This window comes from Ignatzschineria larvae DSM 13226, assembly GCF_038500265.1.
Taxonomy (GTDB): domain Bacteria; phylum Pseudomonadota; class Gammaproteobacteria; order Cardiobacteriales; family Wohlfahrtiimonadaceae; genus Ignatzschineria; species Ignatzschineria larvae.
Map to the genome: position 1 here is coordinate 760,224 of NZ_CP150637.1, position 15,484 is coordinate 775,707.

12 protein-coding genes are annotated in these 15,484 nt (G+C 41.8%); 11 read left to right on the top strand and 1 reads right to left on the bottom strand.

The genetic code is table 11. The features are described 5' to 3' along the window. Window positions 1-176: 176 nt before the first annotated feature. From def to WMO13_RS03335, 9 genes are all read left to right on the top strand, one after another. The gene (gene def / locus WMO13_RS03295) at window positions 177-695 is read left to right on the top strand and encodes a peptide deformylase (protein ID WP_026878303.1); all 519 of its coding nucleotides are present in this window, start codon (window positions 177-179) and stop codon (window positions 693-695) included. Between the two features lie 69 nt (window positions 696-764). Continuing rightward, window positions 765-1,691 carry a methionyl-tRNA formyltransferase gene (gene fmt / locus WMO13_RS03300; RefSeq protein ID WP_026878304.1) on the top strand — a complete coding sequence of 309 codons (927 nt, stop codon included), beginning with the start codon at window positions 765-767 and terminating at the stop codon, window positions 1,689-1,691. Next, on the top strand, window positions 1,692-3,029 hold the full coding sequence (rsmB, locus tag WMO13_RS03305) for a 16S rRNA (cytosine(967)-C(5))-methyltransferase RsmB (protein WP_051396072.1): 1,338 nt from the start codon (window positions 1,692-1,694) through the stop codon (window positions 3,027-3,029). 212 nt (window positions 3,030-3,241) lie between these two features. Beyond that, entirely contained in the window at window positions 3,242-3,994 is a 753-nt protein-coding gene (locus tag WMO13_RS03310; RefSeq protein ID WP_026878306.1) for a DUF4390 domain-containing protein, read from the top strand. 2 nt (window positions 3,995-3,996) lie between these two features. Then, window positions 3,997-6,204: a sensor histidine kinase gene (locus tag WMO13_RS03315; protein WP_051396073.1), complete on the top strand. Its 2,208-nt coding sequence runs from the start codon at window positions 3,997-3,999 to the stop codon at window positions 6,202-6,204. Continuing rightward, entirely contained in the window at window positions 6,185-7,567 is a 1,383-nt protein-coding gene (argH, locus tag WMO13_RS03320) for an argininosuccinate lyase (protein WP_026878307.1), read from the top strand. Before WMO13_RS03315 ends, argH begins: the two co-directional genes overlap by 20 nt. Before the next feature lie 421 nt (window positions 7,568-7,988). After that, the gene (locus WMO13_RS03325; protein WP_245601135.1) at window positions 7,989-9,035 is read left to right on the top strand and encodes a lytic transglycosylase domain-containing protein; all 1,047 of its coding nucleotides are present in this window, start codon (window positions 7,989-7,991) and stop codon (window positions 9,033-9,035) included. A 232-nt stretch (window positions 9,036-9,267) separates the two neighbouring features. After that, window positions 9,268-10,353 carry a transaldolase gene (gene tal, locus WMO13_RS03330; RefSeq protein ID WP_026878308.1) on the top strand — a complete coding sequence of 362 codons (1,086 nt, stop codon included), beginning with the start codon at window positions 9,268-9,270 and terminating at the stop codon, window positions 10,351-10,353. A gap of 360 nt (window positions 10,354-10,713) precedes the next feature. Further along, window positions 10,714-11,607: a prephenate dehydrogenase gene (locus WMO13_RS03335; RefSeq protein WP_034855203.1), complete on the top strand. Its 894-nt coding sequence runs from the start codon at window positions 10,714-10,716 to the stop codon at window positions 11,605-11,607. A gap of 98 nt (window positions 11,608-11,705) precedes the next feature. Here the strand turns inward: WMO13_RS03335 and WMO13_RS03340 are convergent, their stop codons facing one another. Further along, a complete protein-coding gene (locus WMO13_RS03340) occupies window positions 11,706-13,130 on the bottom strand; it encodes an MFS transporter (protein ID WP_051396075.1) in 1,425 nt (474 codons plus the stop codon). 564 nt (window positions 13,131-13,694) lie between these two features. Between WMO13_RS03340 and WMO13_RS03345 the strand changes: the two genes are divergently transcribed. Then, window positions 13,695-14,573 (top strand): energy transducer TonB, encoded by an 879-nt coding sequence (locus tag WMO13_RS03345; protein WP_034855204.1) that lies wholly within the window; start codon window positions 13,695-13,697, stop codon window positions 14,571-14,573. A 177-nt stretch (window positions 14,574-14,750) separates the two neighbouring features. Beyond that, the gene (locus WMO13_RS03350) at window positions 14,751-15,479 is read left to right on the top strand and encodes a MotA/TolQ/ExbB proton channel family protein (RefSeq protein WP_051396076.1); all 729 of its coding nucleotides are present in this window, start codon (window positions 14,751-14,753) and stop codon (window positions 15,477-15,479) included. The last annotated feature ends 5 nt before the right edge of the window (window positions 15,480-15,484 follow it).

Below are 15,484 nucleotides of genomic sequence, written 5' to 3' on the forward strand. Positions count from 1 at the left end.
ATAGTTCATTGATAAAAATGATTGTTTATACGGAGCGTCTATCGGGATGATAGGCGCTTTTTTCTATCGATTATAAAAATGAAAATCTCATTTTTGATGCTATCGAGAGAAGGGGTTTTGGTGTAAAATAGCTCGTTTATGTGACTGTTTGATTAAAAAGAGGTAGAGAGAGTTCTATGGCCATTTTAGAGGTGATTACTGTTCCACATCCTACGTTACGGGAGAAGGCTTTACCGGTGACAACATTTGACGATGAGTTAAAAACATTAGTCGAGAATATGTTTGATACGATGTATGAGGAAAAGGGCGTTGGACTTGCCGCTAATCAGGTGAATATATTGCAGCGGTTATTTATCGCAGATTGTTCAGAAGAGCGTGATGCGCCGATGGTCTTTATTAATCCTGAAATTATTGCAGCATCAGAAGAGACAGATGCGGCGGAAGAGGGATGCTTATCACTGCCGACGATGTATGGTGGTCCTGTGATTCGTCCTACTAAAGTGACCGTTAAAGCGCAAAATATTGAAGGTGAATGGTTTGAATTAGAAGCAGAAGGTCTTCTAGCTCGCTGTATTCAACATGAATTAGATCATCTTAATGGTGTGCTCTTTATCGATTATCTCTCACGAATGAAACAAGATCGAATTTTAAAAAAATTAGAGAAAGTGCTCAAAGAGCGTGATCAAGAACAGTAATATTGTCTACTGAGGTATCTATTGCTACGGTAGCAAAAGATCATTTCATAGAGGGAGAGAATCATGAGTTTGCGTATTGTATTTGCCGGAACACCAGAATTTTCGGTAGAAGTATTAGAAGCGTTGATCGCAAGTGAACATCAGGTGGTGGCGGTGTATACGCAGCCTGATCGGCCTCGAGGGCGTGGAAAAAAGTTACAGTTTACCCCCGTAAAAGAGGTGGCGGTTTCTCATAATATCCCGGTGATGCAACCTGTTTCGCTTAGAAATATGGAGGCACAAGAAGAACTTAAAGCATTGAATGCCGATCTAATGGTGGTGGTGGCTTATGGGCTCATTTTACCGCAAGCGGTCTTAGAGATTCCTCGATATGGTTGTGTGAATATTCACGCCTCATTACTACCAAGATGGCGAGGAGCTGCCCCAATTCATCGTGCTATTGAAGCGGGTGATCAAGAGAGCGGCGTTGCGATTATGCAGATGGATCAAGGTTTAGATACCGGTGCTGTATGGCGTGAAGCGGTAGTCAAAATTGATGAGAATATGACTACCGGTGAATTACACGATGAATTGAAGAAAGTAGGCGCTAAGCTTTTAGTGGATACCATTCCAATGATTGTTGCCGGCGATCAACATCCTACTGCTCAATCAGAGGTGGGGATTACCTATGCCGAGAAGATCTCAAAAGCAGAGGCTATGATCAATTGGCAAGAGAATCGACTCACTCTGAAGCGTAAAATCCATGCTTTCAATCCATTTCCAGGGGCTTATACCTCACTGGATGGGGCTCTTTTGAAAATTTTTAGAGTGATTGAGAGCGATAAGGCAATCTCAGGTGTCCCCGGAAGTTTACATGTGATCGATGATCGACTCTTTGTAATCGCCGGCGATGGATTAGCCTTAGAAATATTAGAATTACAAGCGGCCGGTAAACGGAAGATGGAGAGTGCACTCTTTATCAAAGGCCATGAACTTAATCAAAAGGTATGTCAATAGATGGCAATTCAAGAAGCGCTCTATCCCAAATTAATGAAAAATCCACGCTTTGTAGCGGTAGAGATTATCAGACAAGTTTTAAATGGTAGCTCACTCAGTGATGCACTGCCACACTATACGGAGAAACTTTCCGACCAAGATCGCCGCTTTGTCCAACATTTACTCTATGGGTCTTTGCGGCAATATGATGCGTTAGAAGATCGTGTTGCGCAAATGCTCTCAAAACCCATTAAGCCCTCAGAAATTGAGGTGAAATTAGTATTAATTTTAGCGGCTTACGAACTTCTTGAGATGGCAACAGCGGAGTATGCCATTTTAAATAATTGGGTCAATCTCATTAAAGAGATGGATAAGCTTTGGGCGAGCGGTTTAACGAATGCCGTACTGCGTAATATTCAACGTGGGCAGTTACCACCGGCGAAGAGTTTAGCCGGAAAATGTAATCTACCGGCATGGTTAGCAAAGCGGCTTGAAACACAATGGGGTAAAGAGAGCCTCGAGAAGATTGGTATTTTCTATCAGTTACATCCTGAAATGATTCTGCGCGTTAATCGACAAAAGACAGATCGAGCGAGTTATCTTACTCTGCTTGCAGCCGCCGGCATTAGTGCCGAAGCTCACCAATGGGTAGAGAGTGCGATTGTGCTTGAACAAGCGGTGAATGTGGAAAAATTGCCAAAATTTGAGGAAGGTTTTGTCAGTGTACAAGATGCTTCCGCGCAATTAGCAGCAATACTACTTGCTCCCGAAGCGGGAATGCAGGTTCTTGATGCTTGTGCGGCTCCCGGAGGGAAGAGTACTGCGATTTTAGAATATGCGCCAGAGATAGCGAAATTAGTAGCGCTTGATAGCTCTGAAGAGCGATTATCGAGGGTTTTTGAGAATATTGCCCGCATTTGTGGTGAAGTACCTGCCTCAGTAGAAGTCGTGGCAACACCGGCGGAAACCTATGAAGCGCCAGTTCTTTTTGATCGGATCTTATTAGATGTTCCTTGTTCTGCAACCGGCATTATGCATCGACATCCTGATATTAAGCGTTTGCGTCAAGCTCAAGACATTGAAAAGTTAAGAGGCATTCAATATGCCATATTAGAGCATGCTTGGACACTGCTTGCGCCGGGTGGACGTTTACTTTATGCCACTTGCTCTATCTTAAAAGATGAAAATGAGCAGCAGATTCGTCGATTCTTAAAAGCCGAACCTGGTGCTATGGAGCTTAAATTATCGCTTCCCTTTGGTGAAAGTCGCGATGTAGGGCATCAGATTTTGCCACTCTATTTCGATATGGATCAGAGCGTTGATGGTTTCTATTATGCGCTTTTAGAGAAGAAAGTATAAAAGAAAGAATAAGAGAAGGCACAAGAGGAAGCATCGGTTTTATAAAATGGTTTTATCAGTTTGACAGCAGAAAAGTATTAGTAAAACAGATGATTAGACACTATACTTCATTAGGTCAAGTATGCTTGATGAAGTAGTACTGAAATAGAGACGCAAGAGATCATTTTTTTGAGAGTGAAGGGCTATTTTTAGTAGGAATAGATAGAAAAACGATGCAAAGAAAAACGCAGAAACAGCCTATATTTGCAGATTTAAGTTATTTACTTAACCCGCAAGATCGATTATTAAGAGAGATTTTTAGATCTAAAAATTACTTAATGCGTTTTTTCTTATGGAGTTTCATAATTGCCATTTTGATGACATCTATGGCGACAGCAGGCATAGAGAATGGACAGTTACGTGCTAGATCTACCAAGCAATCTTCGCTTGCCATTGAGCAAGTAGAGATGGAGTTTTATCTACCTAAACATCCTAATCAGCGCCTACAGGATATGGAAAAACTCTATCAAGGGGATCTGACAGCGCTCAATATTGAGCTCTCATTTCGCAGTAAAATTGTGATGAGTGATGCACAAGAGCAGATGCTCTTAAATGGGATACCGCTCACATTTGTTTATGAAGTGCGAATTGAGAAGCCCGGTCTTTTTTGGGCAAGCTCAAGTTATATGCAGGAGATTCACTATCGGCTCTACTATCATGGGCTTTCAAAGCAATTTGTAGTGCGAAATCTTGAAAATGGCAAGCAGCATAGTTATCCAACCTTAAGCCTTGCGATTTTGTCGATCTCAACACCGACAGATATTGAGTTTCATTTAGAGGATTCGGCGGGCCTTGTGCTCAAGGAGTATCAAGGTCGAGCTAAGCTGTGGTTAGATATTGAAGCCTTGCCAACACCGCTTCGCATTCCGGCCTACCTATCGCCTAATTGGTGGCTCAATTCACAATGGTTTAAGTGGGAATTTTGATCATGATGAATTTTATCCGTAAACAAGGTTTTACAATCTTTCTGCTGCTTTCCCTGTTATTAACCATTATTCTCGGTGTAATGCTTCGTTCGATTGAGTCGGCCGTGCTCTATTCGCGTTACTACACGTGGATTATTATCGCCGGTGCAGTCTGTTTTCTCTCTTTAATGTGTCTCGTGCTCTATTTTTTGGTGCAGTTACTGCAAGGTGTGAGAAAGAAGCGTCTTGGTGCTCGATTGAATGCAAGGATGATGATGTTCTTCTCAGGGCTTTCAATCGTGCCCATTGTGATACTCTTTCTTTTTGCCGGCATTATGATTCAACGAGGGATTGATAGTTGGTTTGATGAGTCGCTTGACCAAGGCTTTGATGATGCCCTAACTTTGGCACAATCGGCACTTGAAACACGAAGAATCGATGCGCTTGAGATTACTCAAGCTATTGGGAGCCGAATTGCAGATCTGAATTCCTTAGACCTTGCGTATGAATTAGAGAATCTTCGTTTTGATGCGAATGCGCTCGATTTGACGGTTTTTGATCATCGGGGTCGAATTTTAGCGACGAGTTCAAGTAATACGACTGTCAATCTCCCCGAATTGCCCAATGATATTGTCTTGATGAGTGTCTTCAATGATATGGATTATGTCTGGCTTGAACCTGTGGGGGATGATGAATTGCAGGTTCGAGTGATTATTCGAATTGATTCAGAAGCGCCGCGCGTTGTACAAGCGATCTATGAAATTCCACCGCGTTATACGGAGCTAGGCTTATCAACTCAACGCTCAGTGGAGAGCTATAAGCAGTATAAAACCTTACAGCAATCGCTTAAAGGTCAATTAATGGCGATCTTAACGCTTGTTTCGCTCTTAGCGATTTTGCTTGCGTTAGGGGGATCATATTTTGCAACAAGGCGTTTAGTCAATCCTATTCGTAAACTCTCGATTGCTTCAAAAGCGGTTTCAGAAGGGGACTTTGATCGAGAATTGACAGTTAAATCAAATGATGAGATTGGCTTTTTGACAGAATCTTTTAATGAGATGATGATCAAATTACGGCAAGCGAATGAAGCCGAAAAAGCCTCGCAGCGTTTACTTTTTGCACAAAGATCTTATTTAGAAGCGGTACTTGCGAATCTCTCATCGGGTGTTCTGGTACTTGATAATCATGGGCGAATTAGAACCTATAATGAAGCGGCGCTCTCGATTTTACGTACTAAAAGAGAAGTGTTACAAAAAATCACATTAGAAGATTCATCGACGATTGATGAATCATTGCACTTCTTCTTCTCGCCTCTTCATGATTATCTAGAGAAAAAATCAAAAGGCAGTGAAGGGGATCGGTTTGAGGTGATGCGCGTAGAGAAGGCTATTGCGCAAATTATCTCTATTCGTACTTCAGAACCTTTAGAGAATCGTAGTTTGCCAAGTGGTTATGCCATCGTCTTTGATGATATCACTCAGCTCATTAATTCAGAGCGGGAAGCGGCTTGGGGAGAAGTGGCTCGCCGTCTTGCCCATGAAATTAAAAACCCCTTAACGCCGATTCAGCTCTCCGCTGAACGCTTAGCCTTTAAATTACAATCGAAGTTAGCAGTTGAAGATCAGCAATTACTCGAGAAATCAACACAAACCATTATCACGCAAGTCAATGCGATGAAGAAGATGGTCAATGCCTTTAGTCAATATGCAAGAGCGCCGAAATTACATCTCAAACAGATTGATCTTTCAACGCTTGCAGAAGAGGTCACATTCCTCTACAGCGATTATGCGCGAGGTATTGAAGTGACTTTAGGTCGGCCAAAGCAAGCGATACTCATTAATGGTGACGAGATTCGGTTACGGCAGTTATTACATAATTTAATTAAGAATGCGGTAGAGGCTTGCCAAGAGAATCATGAGATTCTACATGGTCGTGTTGCAGTGGATTTGAAGATGGATGAGGCACAAAATCATGTTATCTTAACAGTGACAGATAATGGTAATGGTATTGATGAGTCACTTATCAATCGCATGTTTGAGCCATATGTTTCTACCAAAGAGAAGGGAACAGGCTTAGGTTTATCAGTTGTTAAAAAAATAGTGGAAGAACATAGTGGCCAGATTGCCATCTATTCGGGTAAAGAGCGAGTAGGGACGCAGGTGGAAGTTGTGTTACCCATAGGTCAAGAACAGTTAGAGGATAGGAAAAATCATGACGAACAAAGTCAATAAACAGTGGGGTGGACGTTTCTCAGAGAGCACAGATGCTTTTGTACAAGCATTTACAGGATCGGTAGATTTCGATCAGAGAATGTATGCTGAAGATATTGCCGGATCATTGGCGCATGCAGAGATGCTCTTTACGCAAGGAATCTTAACAGAGGAAGATTTCACCTTGATTAAAGAGGGCTTAGCGGCGGTGAAAGCCGAGATTGAAGCGGGTCATTTCCCATGGTCTATTGAGCTTGAAGATGTTCATATGAATATCGAATCAAGTTTAACAGAGAAGATTGGTATCGCCGGAAAACGCCTACATACAGGACGTTCTCGTAATGATCAGGTGGCTACTGATATTCGTCTTTGGCTACGCAATCAATTAGATCATATTGATGCTGAATTGAAGCGTCTACAACAAGGCATTTTATCAGTTGCTGAGAAAGAGCATGATACCATTATGCCGGGCTTTACCCATTTACAAGTGGCGCAGCCGATTACTTTTGGTCACCATCTGATGGCGTGGTTTGAGATGATTAAGCGTGATCGGGAACGTTTCCAAGATTGTCGTAAACGCCTTAATATCTCGCCATTAGGTGCTGCCGCTCTTGCGGGGACAACTTATCCGATTGATCGTCACTTAACAGCTTCACTTTTAGGGTTCAGCGCACCTTCAGAAAACTCGCTTGATTCAGTGTCTGATCGTGATTTTGCCATTGAATTTACTGCAGATGCTGCGATTTTAGCGATGCATCTTTCTCGTTTTTCTGAAGAATTAGTGCTTTGGGCAACGCCGGCATTTGATTTTATTAATCTGCCAGATCGTTTCTGTACCGGCTCATCGATTATGCCACAGAAGAAAAATCCTGATGTGCCAGAATTGGTGCGGGGTAAAACAGGGCGTGTTTATGGTCATCTCTTCTCACTCTTAACGTTAATGAAGAGCCAACCTTTAGCTTATAATAAGGATAATCAAGAAGATAAAGAGCCACTATTTGATACAGTGGATACAATCCTTGGATCAGTGCGAGCATTTGCGGATATGATTCCGGCGATTTCAAGTAAGAAAGAGAATATGTATGCTCGAACTAAATTAGGTTTTGCAACAGCAACGGATTTGGCAGATTACCTTGTGCGTAAAGGGATGCCTTTCAGAAATGCCCATGAAGTGGTGGGGAATGCTGTGCGTTTAGGGGTTGAGACAAGACGTGATCTCTCGGAGATGGAATTGGCAGAGTTACAACAATTCTCTGATCTAATTACGGATGATGTCTTTGATTATCTCACGTTAGAAGGCTCTGTAGCTGCCCGTAATCATTACGGTGGTACTGCACCAAAACAAGTACTAGCAGCAATTGAGCGTGCGAAAGAGATTATTTAAAAAAGGCTCATCTAGGCCAAGATTTAGTTTATTATTTAATTAATGAGCCCAAATGATCTATCAAAAATGGCGTGATCTGCCAAGATTGATAGATCTTTTTCATTTCCTTGCGATTATTTACAGGGAATATGCGAAATTTTAGAGGAATATATCGGGTATAATTATGAGGATACGAAAGAGAAGCGTATAGTTTCATCGCTTATAGTGTCGATCATTGATCGGATAGATCTAGCAATCCCATGATTGATTAGTTGATCGTTTATGAATAAAAGAGAATAAAACAGGAATTGTTTCATTAATGGTATTAAGAAAAAAAAGGGTAATATGGCATCGGTTACTGATTGTCATGATGTCAGTGTTAATCATTGCAGCTTGTGCTTCTTCGCCGCGTTCAAAGGTTGGATTTGAAGAGCCGAAGGCTATGGCGCCTATGATTGATTTTTGGGTAAAAGTCTATAGTGTTTGGAATACAAATGAAGTGGCTTTCCATGATGATCGCTATATGGATGTCATCTATGATGTCGCTGTCATTCCGCATGGGGATCGACTTGCGTGGGATACAACTTCACGACTTATTCAAGATGATTTATTGATTGTCGAAGCATCTCTTATCGATAAGCGCCTCTTAACAAGATCACAAGCCCGTATTAAAAATATGCTGATCAAGGCAGGTGGCACTAATGCAATTGTTGGAGCTGCGGATCGACTACGTGGGCAGCGTGGCCTTAAATCTGAATTCCTCGCGGGATTAGAGCGCAGCCAGATTTATATTCCTTACTTTAGAGCAGTTATGCGCGATGCAGGATTGCCGGAAGCGATTGCTTATCTACCTCATGTTGAATCCTCCTTTAATAAAGGCGCTCGTTCAAAAGTGGGGGCTGCAGGCATGTGGCAATTTATGCCATCTACAGCAAGAGGCTTTATGCCAATGCGAGCAAATGTCATCGACTCTCGCTATGATCCTTATCATGCGGTGCAGGGAGCGGCGAACTTAATGCGAGCAAATCATAAAGAGTTAGGTTATTGGCCTTTAACGATTACTGCTTATAATTCGGGGGCCGGTCATGGTATTCGTGCAAAAGAGCGTTATGGTAAGAATATCGGCAAAATTGTCTTTGAATATAATGAAGGTGCCTTTAAATTTGCATCTCGAAATTTCTATGCAGAATTCTTAGCTGCTAAACGAATTGCAGAGAACCCGAGTCGGTATTTTCCAGGATTTCGTTATCGTGTCTATCCAAGTCGTATTGAAGGGATTGAGTTAGTCGTGCCGATGAAGTTAGAAGATCTCTCTCGAGCGGTGAATGTGCCCGCTTCAGTATTAGTGGATCTCAATCCTGCATGGCTACGTAATATTTTGAATAATCAAGCGGAAATTCCTGCTAATTACGATATCTGGCTTCCGAAAGGTACGACTAAACAGATTCAAAATAGAGGCTTCTACCGTTTGAGTAAAATTCAGCCGTAATGGAATAATATTTTTGAGTCATAATGGCTAAATTCTATGCCTATATTTTTAGGAAAATGAGGGGATAGTAATTGAGAAGCTATAAAATAGTCATAAAAAGTAGTAGAAAAAGGGTTATTAAGAGCCTAAAGTAATGATGGTTAGAGAAGGTGGGCGATGATAGTGGTAATAGTCTAATAGGCTCATCTTCTATTTGAGAACACAGATTCTGTAAAAGGATAGAAACACTATTATGGGAAACATTCGTAAAGCAGCAAGCCTTGGTCAAAGTATTTGGTTTGATAATATTGAACGTCAAATGCTCGGAGAATCGGGCATTTTAGCGAAAATGATCGAAGAGGAAGGATTGCTGGGAATTACCTCAAATCCTGCTATTTTCGAGAAAGCAATTGCCGGCAGTGATGCTTATATTGCCGATATCCGAGATGAAGCTTATGAAGCTTTAACTGCAAGAGAACTCTTTTTTCATCTCGCCATTCAAGATATTCGTCAAGCATGCGATCTATTTGCTAAAACGTATGAAGCAACACAATATCGTGATGGTTATGTGAGCTTGGAAGTGTCCCCTGACTTAGCCCATGATGCGAATGGCACGATTATGGAAGCGCGTGTTTTATGGGAAGAGGTGAATCGCCCTAATTTAATGATCAAAGTACCCGCAACAAAAGCAGGATTAGTGGCTATTGAGACATTAACTGCTGAAGGGATTAATGTGAATGTCACTTTAATCTTTTCGCTTAATCGCTATAAGGCAGTACTAGAGGCGTACCTCAAAGGATTAGAGGCGCGTGTGAAGGCGGGATTACCTATTGACCGTATCGCTTCTGTGGCAAGCTTTTTTATCTCTCGGATTGATAGCGTTGTTGATAGTCTAGTGGCAGAGAAAGCCCCTCATTTGATGGGGAAAATAGCCGTTGATAATGCCAAAATGGCGTACCAACATTATCTCTTTGAGATGGGCTTAGAGCGTGCAAAATTACTCAAAAAAGCAGGAATGCAGCCACAACGTCTATTATGGGCTTCGACCGGTGTGAAGAATCCTGAGTATCCTGAGTTACTCTATCTACAACAATTGATGGGGGCAGAGAGCGTCAATACAGTGCCGCCGAAAACCTATCAGGCTTTTTTAGAGGCGCAAGCTGAGGTCAAAGCCGAGATTGCCGAAGAGATTGCTTTATCAGAGGCTCGTTTAGCCGAATTGAAAGCGCTAGAAATCGATCTCAATGCCATTTGTGAAGACTTAGAAACCGCGGGTATTGAGCAATTTGTATCCGCTTTTGATTCTCTACTCTCGACAATTGAACATGCGCGCAAGTGAAGCATAGATCTAAGGCTAGTAGACTATAGATCTTTTATATTAGAGTTTTGTAGATTAGAGTCGATGGGTAATGAGAGAGGAAAGTGTGCTTTTTGTATTATGTCATCAATCTGTCATTAACAAGCTTTTTTAAGAGTGTTTAAACTTAGGGCAATATATTCAAGGGAATATGTTGCCTTTTTTATGGGAGCGCTATACTGTAAATAGGATTGAATCGGATACTCAATGACATAATGGAAAGATACCAAAATCGTATTGGGCATTTGGATTACATAATAATTAAAGTTAGAAACTCTAGTTAATAACTAGTGTTATTGATAAAAGTAAAACTGATCAAGTAGGAAATTAGGAACGAGTGGCATGAAGATAGAATTATCACAACCTTTTTTTAAAGAACGCATTGCAATTATGGGAATTGGCCTTATTGGCGGTTCTTTAGCCTTAGCGCTTAAGCAGAATCAATCGGTTGGCAAGATTATTGCGTATGATCGTAATGAAGAAGCGCTTGAGCGCGCTCTAGCACTTGGGGTTGCTGATGAAGTCTATAATGATCCAATTAGAGCTGCAGAAAATGCCGATATTATTGTTCTTGCAACGCCCATTACAGCAATGGGGGCCATTGTTCGGGAGATTATGCCCCACTTAAAGCCTGATGCGGTATTGACTGATGTAGGATCAACAAAAGGTTCTGTAATTGACAGTATTCGATCAGAATTAGGCTATCTTCCAGAGCGTTTTGTGCCCGCTCATCCCATTGCCGGTACTGAAAAGCATGGGGTTGAGAATGCCTTTGCAACGCTTTTTGAAAAACGCCGAACCTTGGTGATTCCTCATTTAGAAAATAGTCATGATGCCGTGCGGACTATTCATGAAATGTGGGTAGCTGCCGGCTCTGAAACAGAAGAGATGGGCGTAAAGCATCATGATCAGGTGTTAGCCGCAACATCCCATATTCCTCATCTTTTAGCCTATGCTACCGTTGATACCTTGGCAAACTTAGATGATCGCGCGGAGATATTCCGCTTTGCCGCCGGGGGATTTCGAGATTTTACCCGTATCTCAGCTTCAGATCCTGAACTTTGGGCAGATATCTGTTTGCAAAATCGAGAATCAATTTTAGAAGTCTTAGTGGCATATCAGAAAAAAATCGATATGTTACGTCATGCACTTGAAGATGAAGATCGTGAAGTGTTACGAACCATCTTTGCTAGAGCAAAACACGCTCGGGATAATTTCTACAAAGAGCCGCAGTAGATAATTATTGATGCTATTGATATTGAATCAAAGCTGATTTGTGGCGGGAGGGAATGTTTGCAGTTCCAGACAAATCCCGCGCCCGCAGATAGGAGGCATTAAGATTCCTGTTCTTCATCAGGTTTACCATATTGCTGCAAGAAGCGTTGATAACTATATTCCCCATAAGGGATTAACGTATAGCGCTCAATTTTTGATTTGCTCTTCTCAATCTCATCCGCTTCAATCTCTTCTCGAAGAGCCGCTTTAATCTCTTCCGCCTCTTCATTTTTCATCACTTCTTTCACAGCTTCCTCATCAATACGAGGATCTAAAGTTGCCGCAGCAATAGGGGAGATATTCCCGTCCGCCATAATAACGTGGGGAAGGGATTCTTCCACCGGCGTGTGTAGTTTGCGACTTGCACGAAGTAGATTAAGCCAAATAGTGGCCCCTGCAACACCAAGTGTGAAAATGTAGAGTCCTTTTGCCCCAAAGTATTCCATCAGATAACCAGAGATGAGCGGCCCTGTTGCTGCACCAATACCAAAGAGCATCAGTAAAATGGCACTAAGAGAAACCCGCTTATCTTCATCGATATTATCGTTAGCAATCGCTACGGCAAGCGGATAGAAGGTAAATTGCAGCGCAATAGCTAAGAAACTAGCAATAATAATGTAAAGATTACTGATTGCCGGTAGATTAATAAAGATCGCTAATAGGGATAAAATAAGCGCGACAATCGTGACTAATAAGAGACGATTCATACGGTCAGAGAGTAATCCAAGCGGCCATTGAATGACAAGCGAAGCACCGACGGCGATAGTCATATAGATTCCGGCATCTTGCGTATCTAAGCCTAATCGTGTGGCGAAAATAGGGCCAAGACCATAAAATGAACCGACCATCATTCCACCAAATAAGGCAATTAAGAGAATTTGCGGTAGCGTTTTGAGGAAGTAGAGAAGATTTAAAGGAGCCGCTTTCAGTGGTATGGGGTGAATCGCCCGTGTAACAGAGAGAGGCACAAGGCAGAGCGAGAAGAACATCGAGACGATCATCATCATTCTGACATCGATTGGATCGATGAGTGAGATTGCCAATTGCCCTAATAAGATTCCAAGCGAACTTGCCGCCATATAGATCCCAAAGACAATCCCGCGCTGCTTAGGTTCCGCCTGATCATTAAGCCAACTTTCGATGACCATATATTGGCACATCATCATTAGCCCCATCAAAAAGCGAGCAGCTAACCAAAATTCCGTATAGTCAATTAATGCCATCAGGATGACGGTCGCTGCGGTAATGCCGGCACAAGCAGCATAACTACGAATATGACCGACTCTAGCAATGAGACGATGTCCAAATTTTGCACCAATGACTAAGCCTGCATAATAGGCAGAGGTTAGACTACTGATAATGACATCGCCGACACCTTTACTTTCAAGATCGAGTGCTAGATAGGTCGTTAAAAGTCCATTCGCAAAGAGCATAAAAAGCGTTGCGAGATAGAGCGAAGAGAAAGTGGTAATTGTTCGTAGCATAAGAGAGTTATGTTAAGTCCGGGCGTGCTAAACGCAATAAAAGTTATAGACCTATTCTAGTAGATCTATTTTGTAACGCTATGATATCGCAAAGTTTCGTAAAGATAAAAAATAAAGCCAAGTTATTTTACAAATTCCTTAAAAGTGTCTCTTAATTGAAAATAGTTATCATTGGCATTGACTTTGTCTTTATTAATAGGAATAATTCCTATTAGATAGAAGTTAACACTTAGCGTCGGAAGAGTTAATCTCATTAATACTATTGCTTAAAGTTCATGGTAATGTGATGGATTTGCTTTTAATGACAATGATTAGGGAGAAGAATCAGAGGAACTTTTGCCTAATATGATGTTGAAATTTTTGTAAGTGATAAAGGATAATCAACTCCTTTGTCTCAAATAAATTGGGCGCTCTAGTGGCTAGAATAAGACACAGTGAATATGTTTCATAAATTGAATATAGGCTATAGACATTGTTCTTTTAGTCAATTGTATAGTGTCAAAAAATATTAAATCATTCATTAATTTTACAAGCAGTCAGACAGTTAAATATCAATAGGATAGTATGAAACGAGGCAATGGATTTACCATTATAGTGGCAGTACTCTGTGTGAGTTTAGTGCACGCAGGGGCTTATGTCGGCTTAACAGCGGTGGGACAAACGCCTGTTTCATTGATGCAAGAGGGTGATGCTTCGATGTTAACGATGCACCAATTTCAATTAAATGGTGTTGCTGAGGCGGTAGAGGGGAATGCCGAAGATTCAGCGGAAGTAGGGGGAGAGGTGCCGGAAACAGCTGAGCCAGAAGAGACGATTGAACCGATCGAAGAACCTGTAATCGAAGAACCGGTCATCGAAGAGCCCGTAGTGGAGGAAACAGTAGTAGAGGAAACAGTAGTAGAGGAAACAGTAGTAGAGGAATCGATTGTTGAGCCAGAGCCTCTGAAAGAACCAGAACCGATTATTGAACCTGAACCTGTTGTCGACGCGCCTGCTGAAAAAGTGGTTGCAACGGAAGCACCATCGGAGCAGAAAGTTGTTCAACCTAAAGCCCTAGTCGAAAAACCAAAGCCTCAGCCGAAACCTAAGCCTAAGGCAGAATCAAAACCGAAGCCAAAGCCTAAAGCTGGCGCAGAGAGTAACCGGGCAGTACAACAAGCCAAAGCGGTGTATAGCGAAACGGATGTAAGCGTATTAAGTAAGCCTATGCCGGGATATCCTCGGTCAGCCTTACAACGCAGAATGCAGGGAACGGTACAAGTATTGATTCAAGTGAGTGCGCAAGGTGTACCACAATCTGTGAAAATTGCTCGTTCATCGGGTCATCAATTACTTGATAATGCTGCAGAAAAAGCGGCAATGAAGGTTCGATTAAAACCTGTTAAAATCAATGGGGTTGCGACACCGATTAATGTCACTATCAGCTATCAATTTAAGTTGTAATGGCATCTATCATTATCTATTACATAATGGGCTATACATAGGTAGTGCCTATTACAACAGCAGAATATTGTAAGTGCCAATAGGGTCAGAAAGTTTGTTGAATATTTTAAAAACGCTTGAGTAATATAAGCGTTATCAAGGTCAAATAGAATCATCTAAACAAGAGAAAGGAATAAAATGGAACCTGTTGCAGAAAATTTAGGATTTGTCAGCTTTATTAGCCAAGGTGATATGGTCACAAAAACCTTATTTGTGATTCTGATTATGATGTCGATTTTGTCTTGGCTTGTGATCTTCTTGAAATTCTTTCAAGGTATTGTTGATCGTATTCAAGGAAAACGCTTTTTAGAAGCTTTTTGGCAGGCAAAAACTTTACCAGAAGCAGCGAAATTAGTGGCTCAAAAGCCAACAACTCCACCAGAGTTATTAGCTAAAGAGGGATTTGTCGCATTACAAAAATATCAGTCAGGTTTGACTAATATTCAGAGTAATGGCACGAGAGCGGAGTATCTCACGTCTGTCTTGCGCGTGACGCTCGATAAGATTCAATTAACCATTGAAAATGGGGTAGCAATTCTAGCAACTGTGGCAGCCACAGCGCCTTTTGTTGGCTTATTTGGTACCGTATGGGGTATTTACCATGCACTCATTGAGATTGGTTCAACGGGTGCGGGCACGATTGATAAAGTCGCAGGCCCTGTGGGGGAAGCTTTAATTATGACCGGTTTAGGTTTAGCCGTTGCGATTCCTGCTGTTATGGCTCATAGCTGGTTAGTGCGTCGTAATCGTTTACAGATGGGACGTTTAGATTCCTTTGCTTTTGAACTTTTAGCAGTATTAGATGGTGCGCCACAAAAAGCAGAAGCACAAGCAACATCGCCCAAAACAGCGCCGGCACAGCAATAGGAGGC

Coding starts and splice junctions, on each gene's coding strand:
- WMO13_RS03345 (WP_034855204.1), top strand. CDS start 13,695: ATGAAACGAGGCAATGGATTTACCATTATAGTGGCAGTACTCTGTGTG.
- WMO13_RS03315 (WP_051396073.1), top strand. CDS start 3,997: ATGATGAATTTTATCCGTAAACAAGGTTTTACAATCTTTCTGCTGCTT.
- WMO13_RS03310 (WP_026878306.1), top strand. CDS start 3,242: ATGCAAAGAAAAACGCAGAAACAGCCTATATTTGCAGATTTAAGTTAT.
- WMO13_RS03335 (WP_034855203.1), top strand. CDS start 10,714: ATGAAGATAGAATTATCACAACCTTTTTTTAAAGAACGCATTGCAATT.
- rsmB (WP_051396072.1), top strand. CDS start 1,692: ATGGCAATTCAAGAAGCGCTCTATCCCAAATTAATGAAAAATCCACGC.
- argH (WP_026878307.1), top strand. CDS start 6,185: ATGACGAACAAAGTCAATAAACAGTGGGGTGGACGTTTCTCAGAGAGC.
- tal (WP_026878308.1), top strand. CDS start 9,268: ATGGGAAACATTCGTAAAGCAGCAAGCCTTGGTCAAAGTATTTGGTTT.
- WMO13_RS03325 (WP_245601135.1), top strand. CDS start 7,989: ATGGCGCCTATGATTGATTTTTGGGTAAAAGTCTATAGTGTTTGGAAT.
- def (WP_026878303.1), top strand. CDS start 177: ATGGCCATTTTAGAGGTGATTACTGTTCCACATCCTACGTTACGGGAG.
- WMO13_RS03340 (WP_051396075.1), bottom strand. CDS start 13,130: ATGCTACGAACAATTACCACTTTCTCTTCGCTCTATCTCGCAACGCTT.
- WMO13_RS03350 (WP_051396076.1), top strand. CDS start 14,751: ATGGAACCTGTTGCAGAAAATTTAGGATTTGTCAGCTTTATTAGCCAA.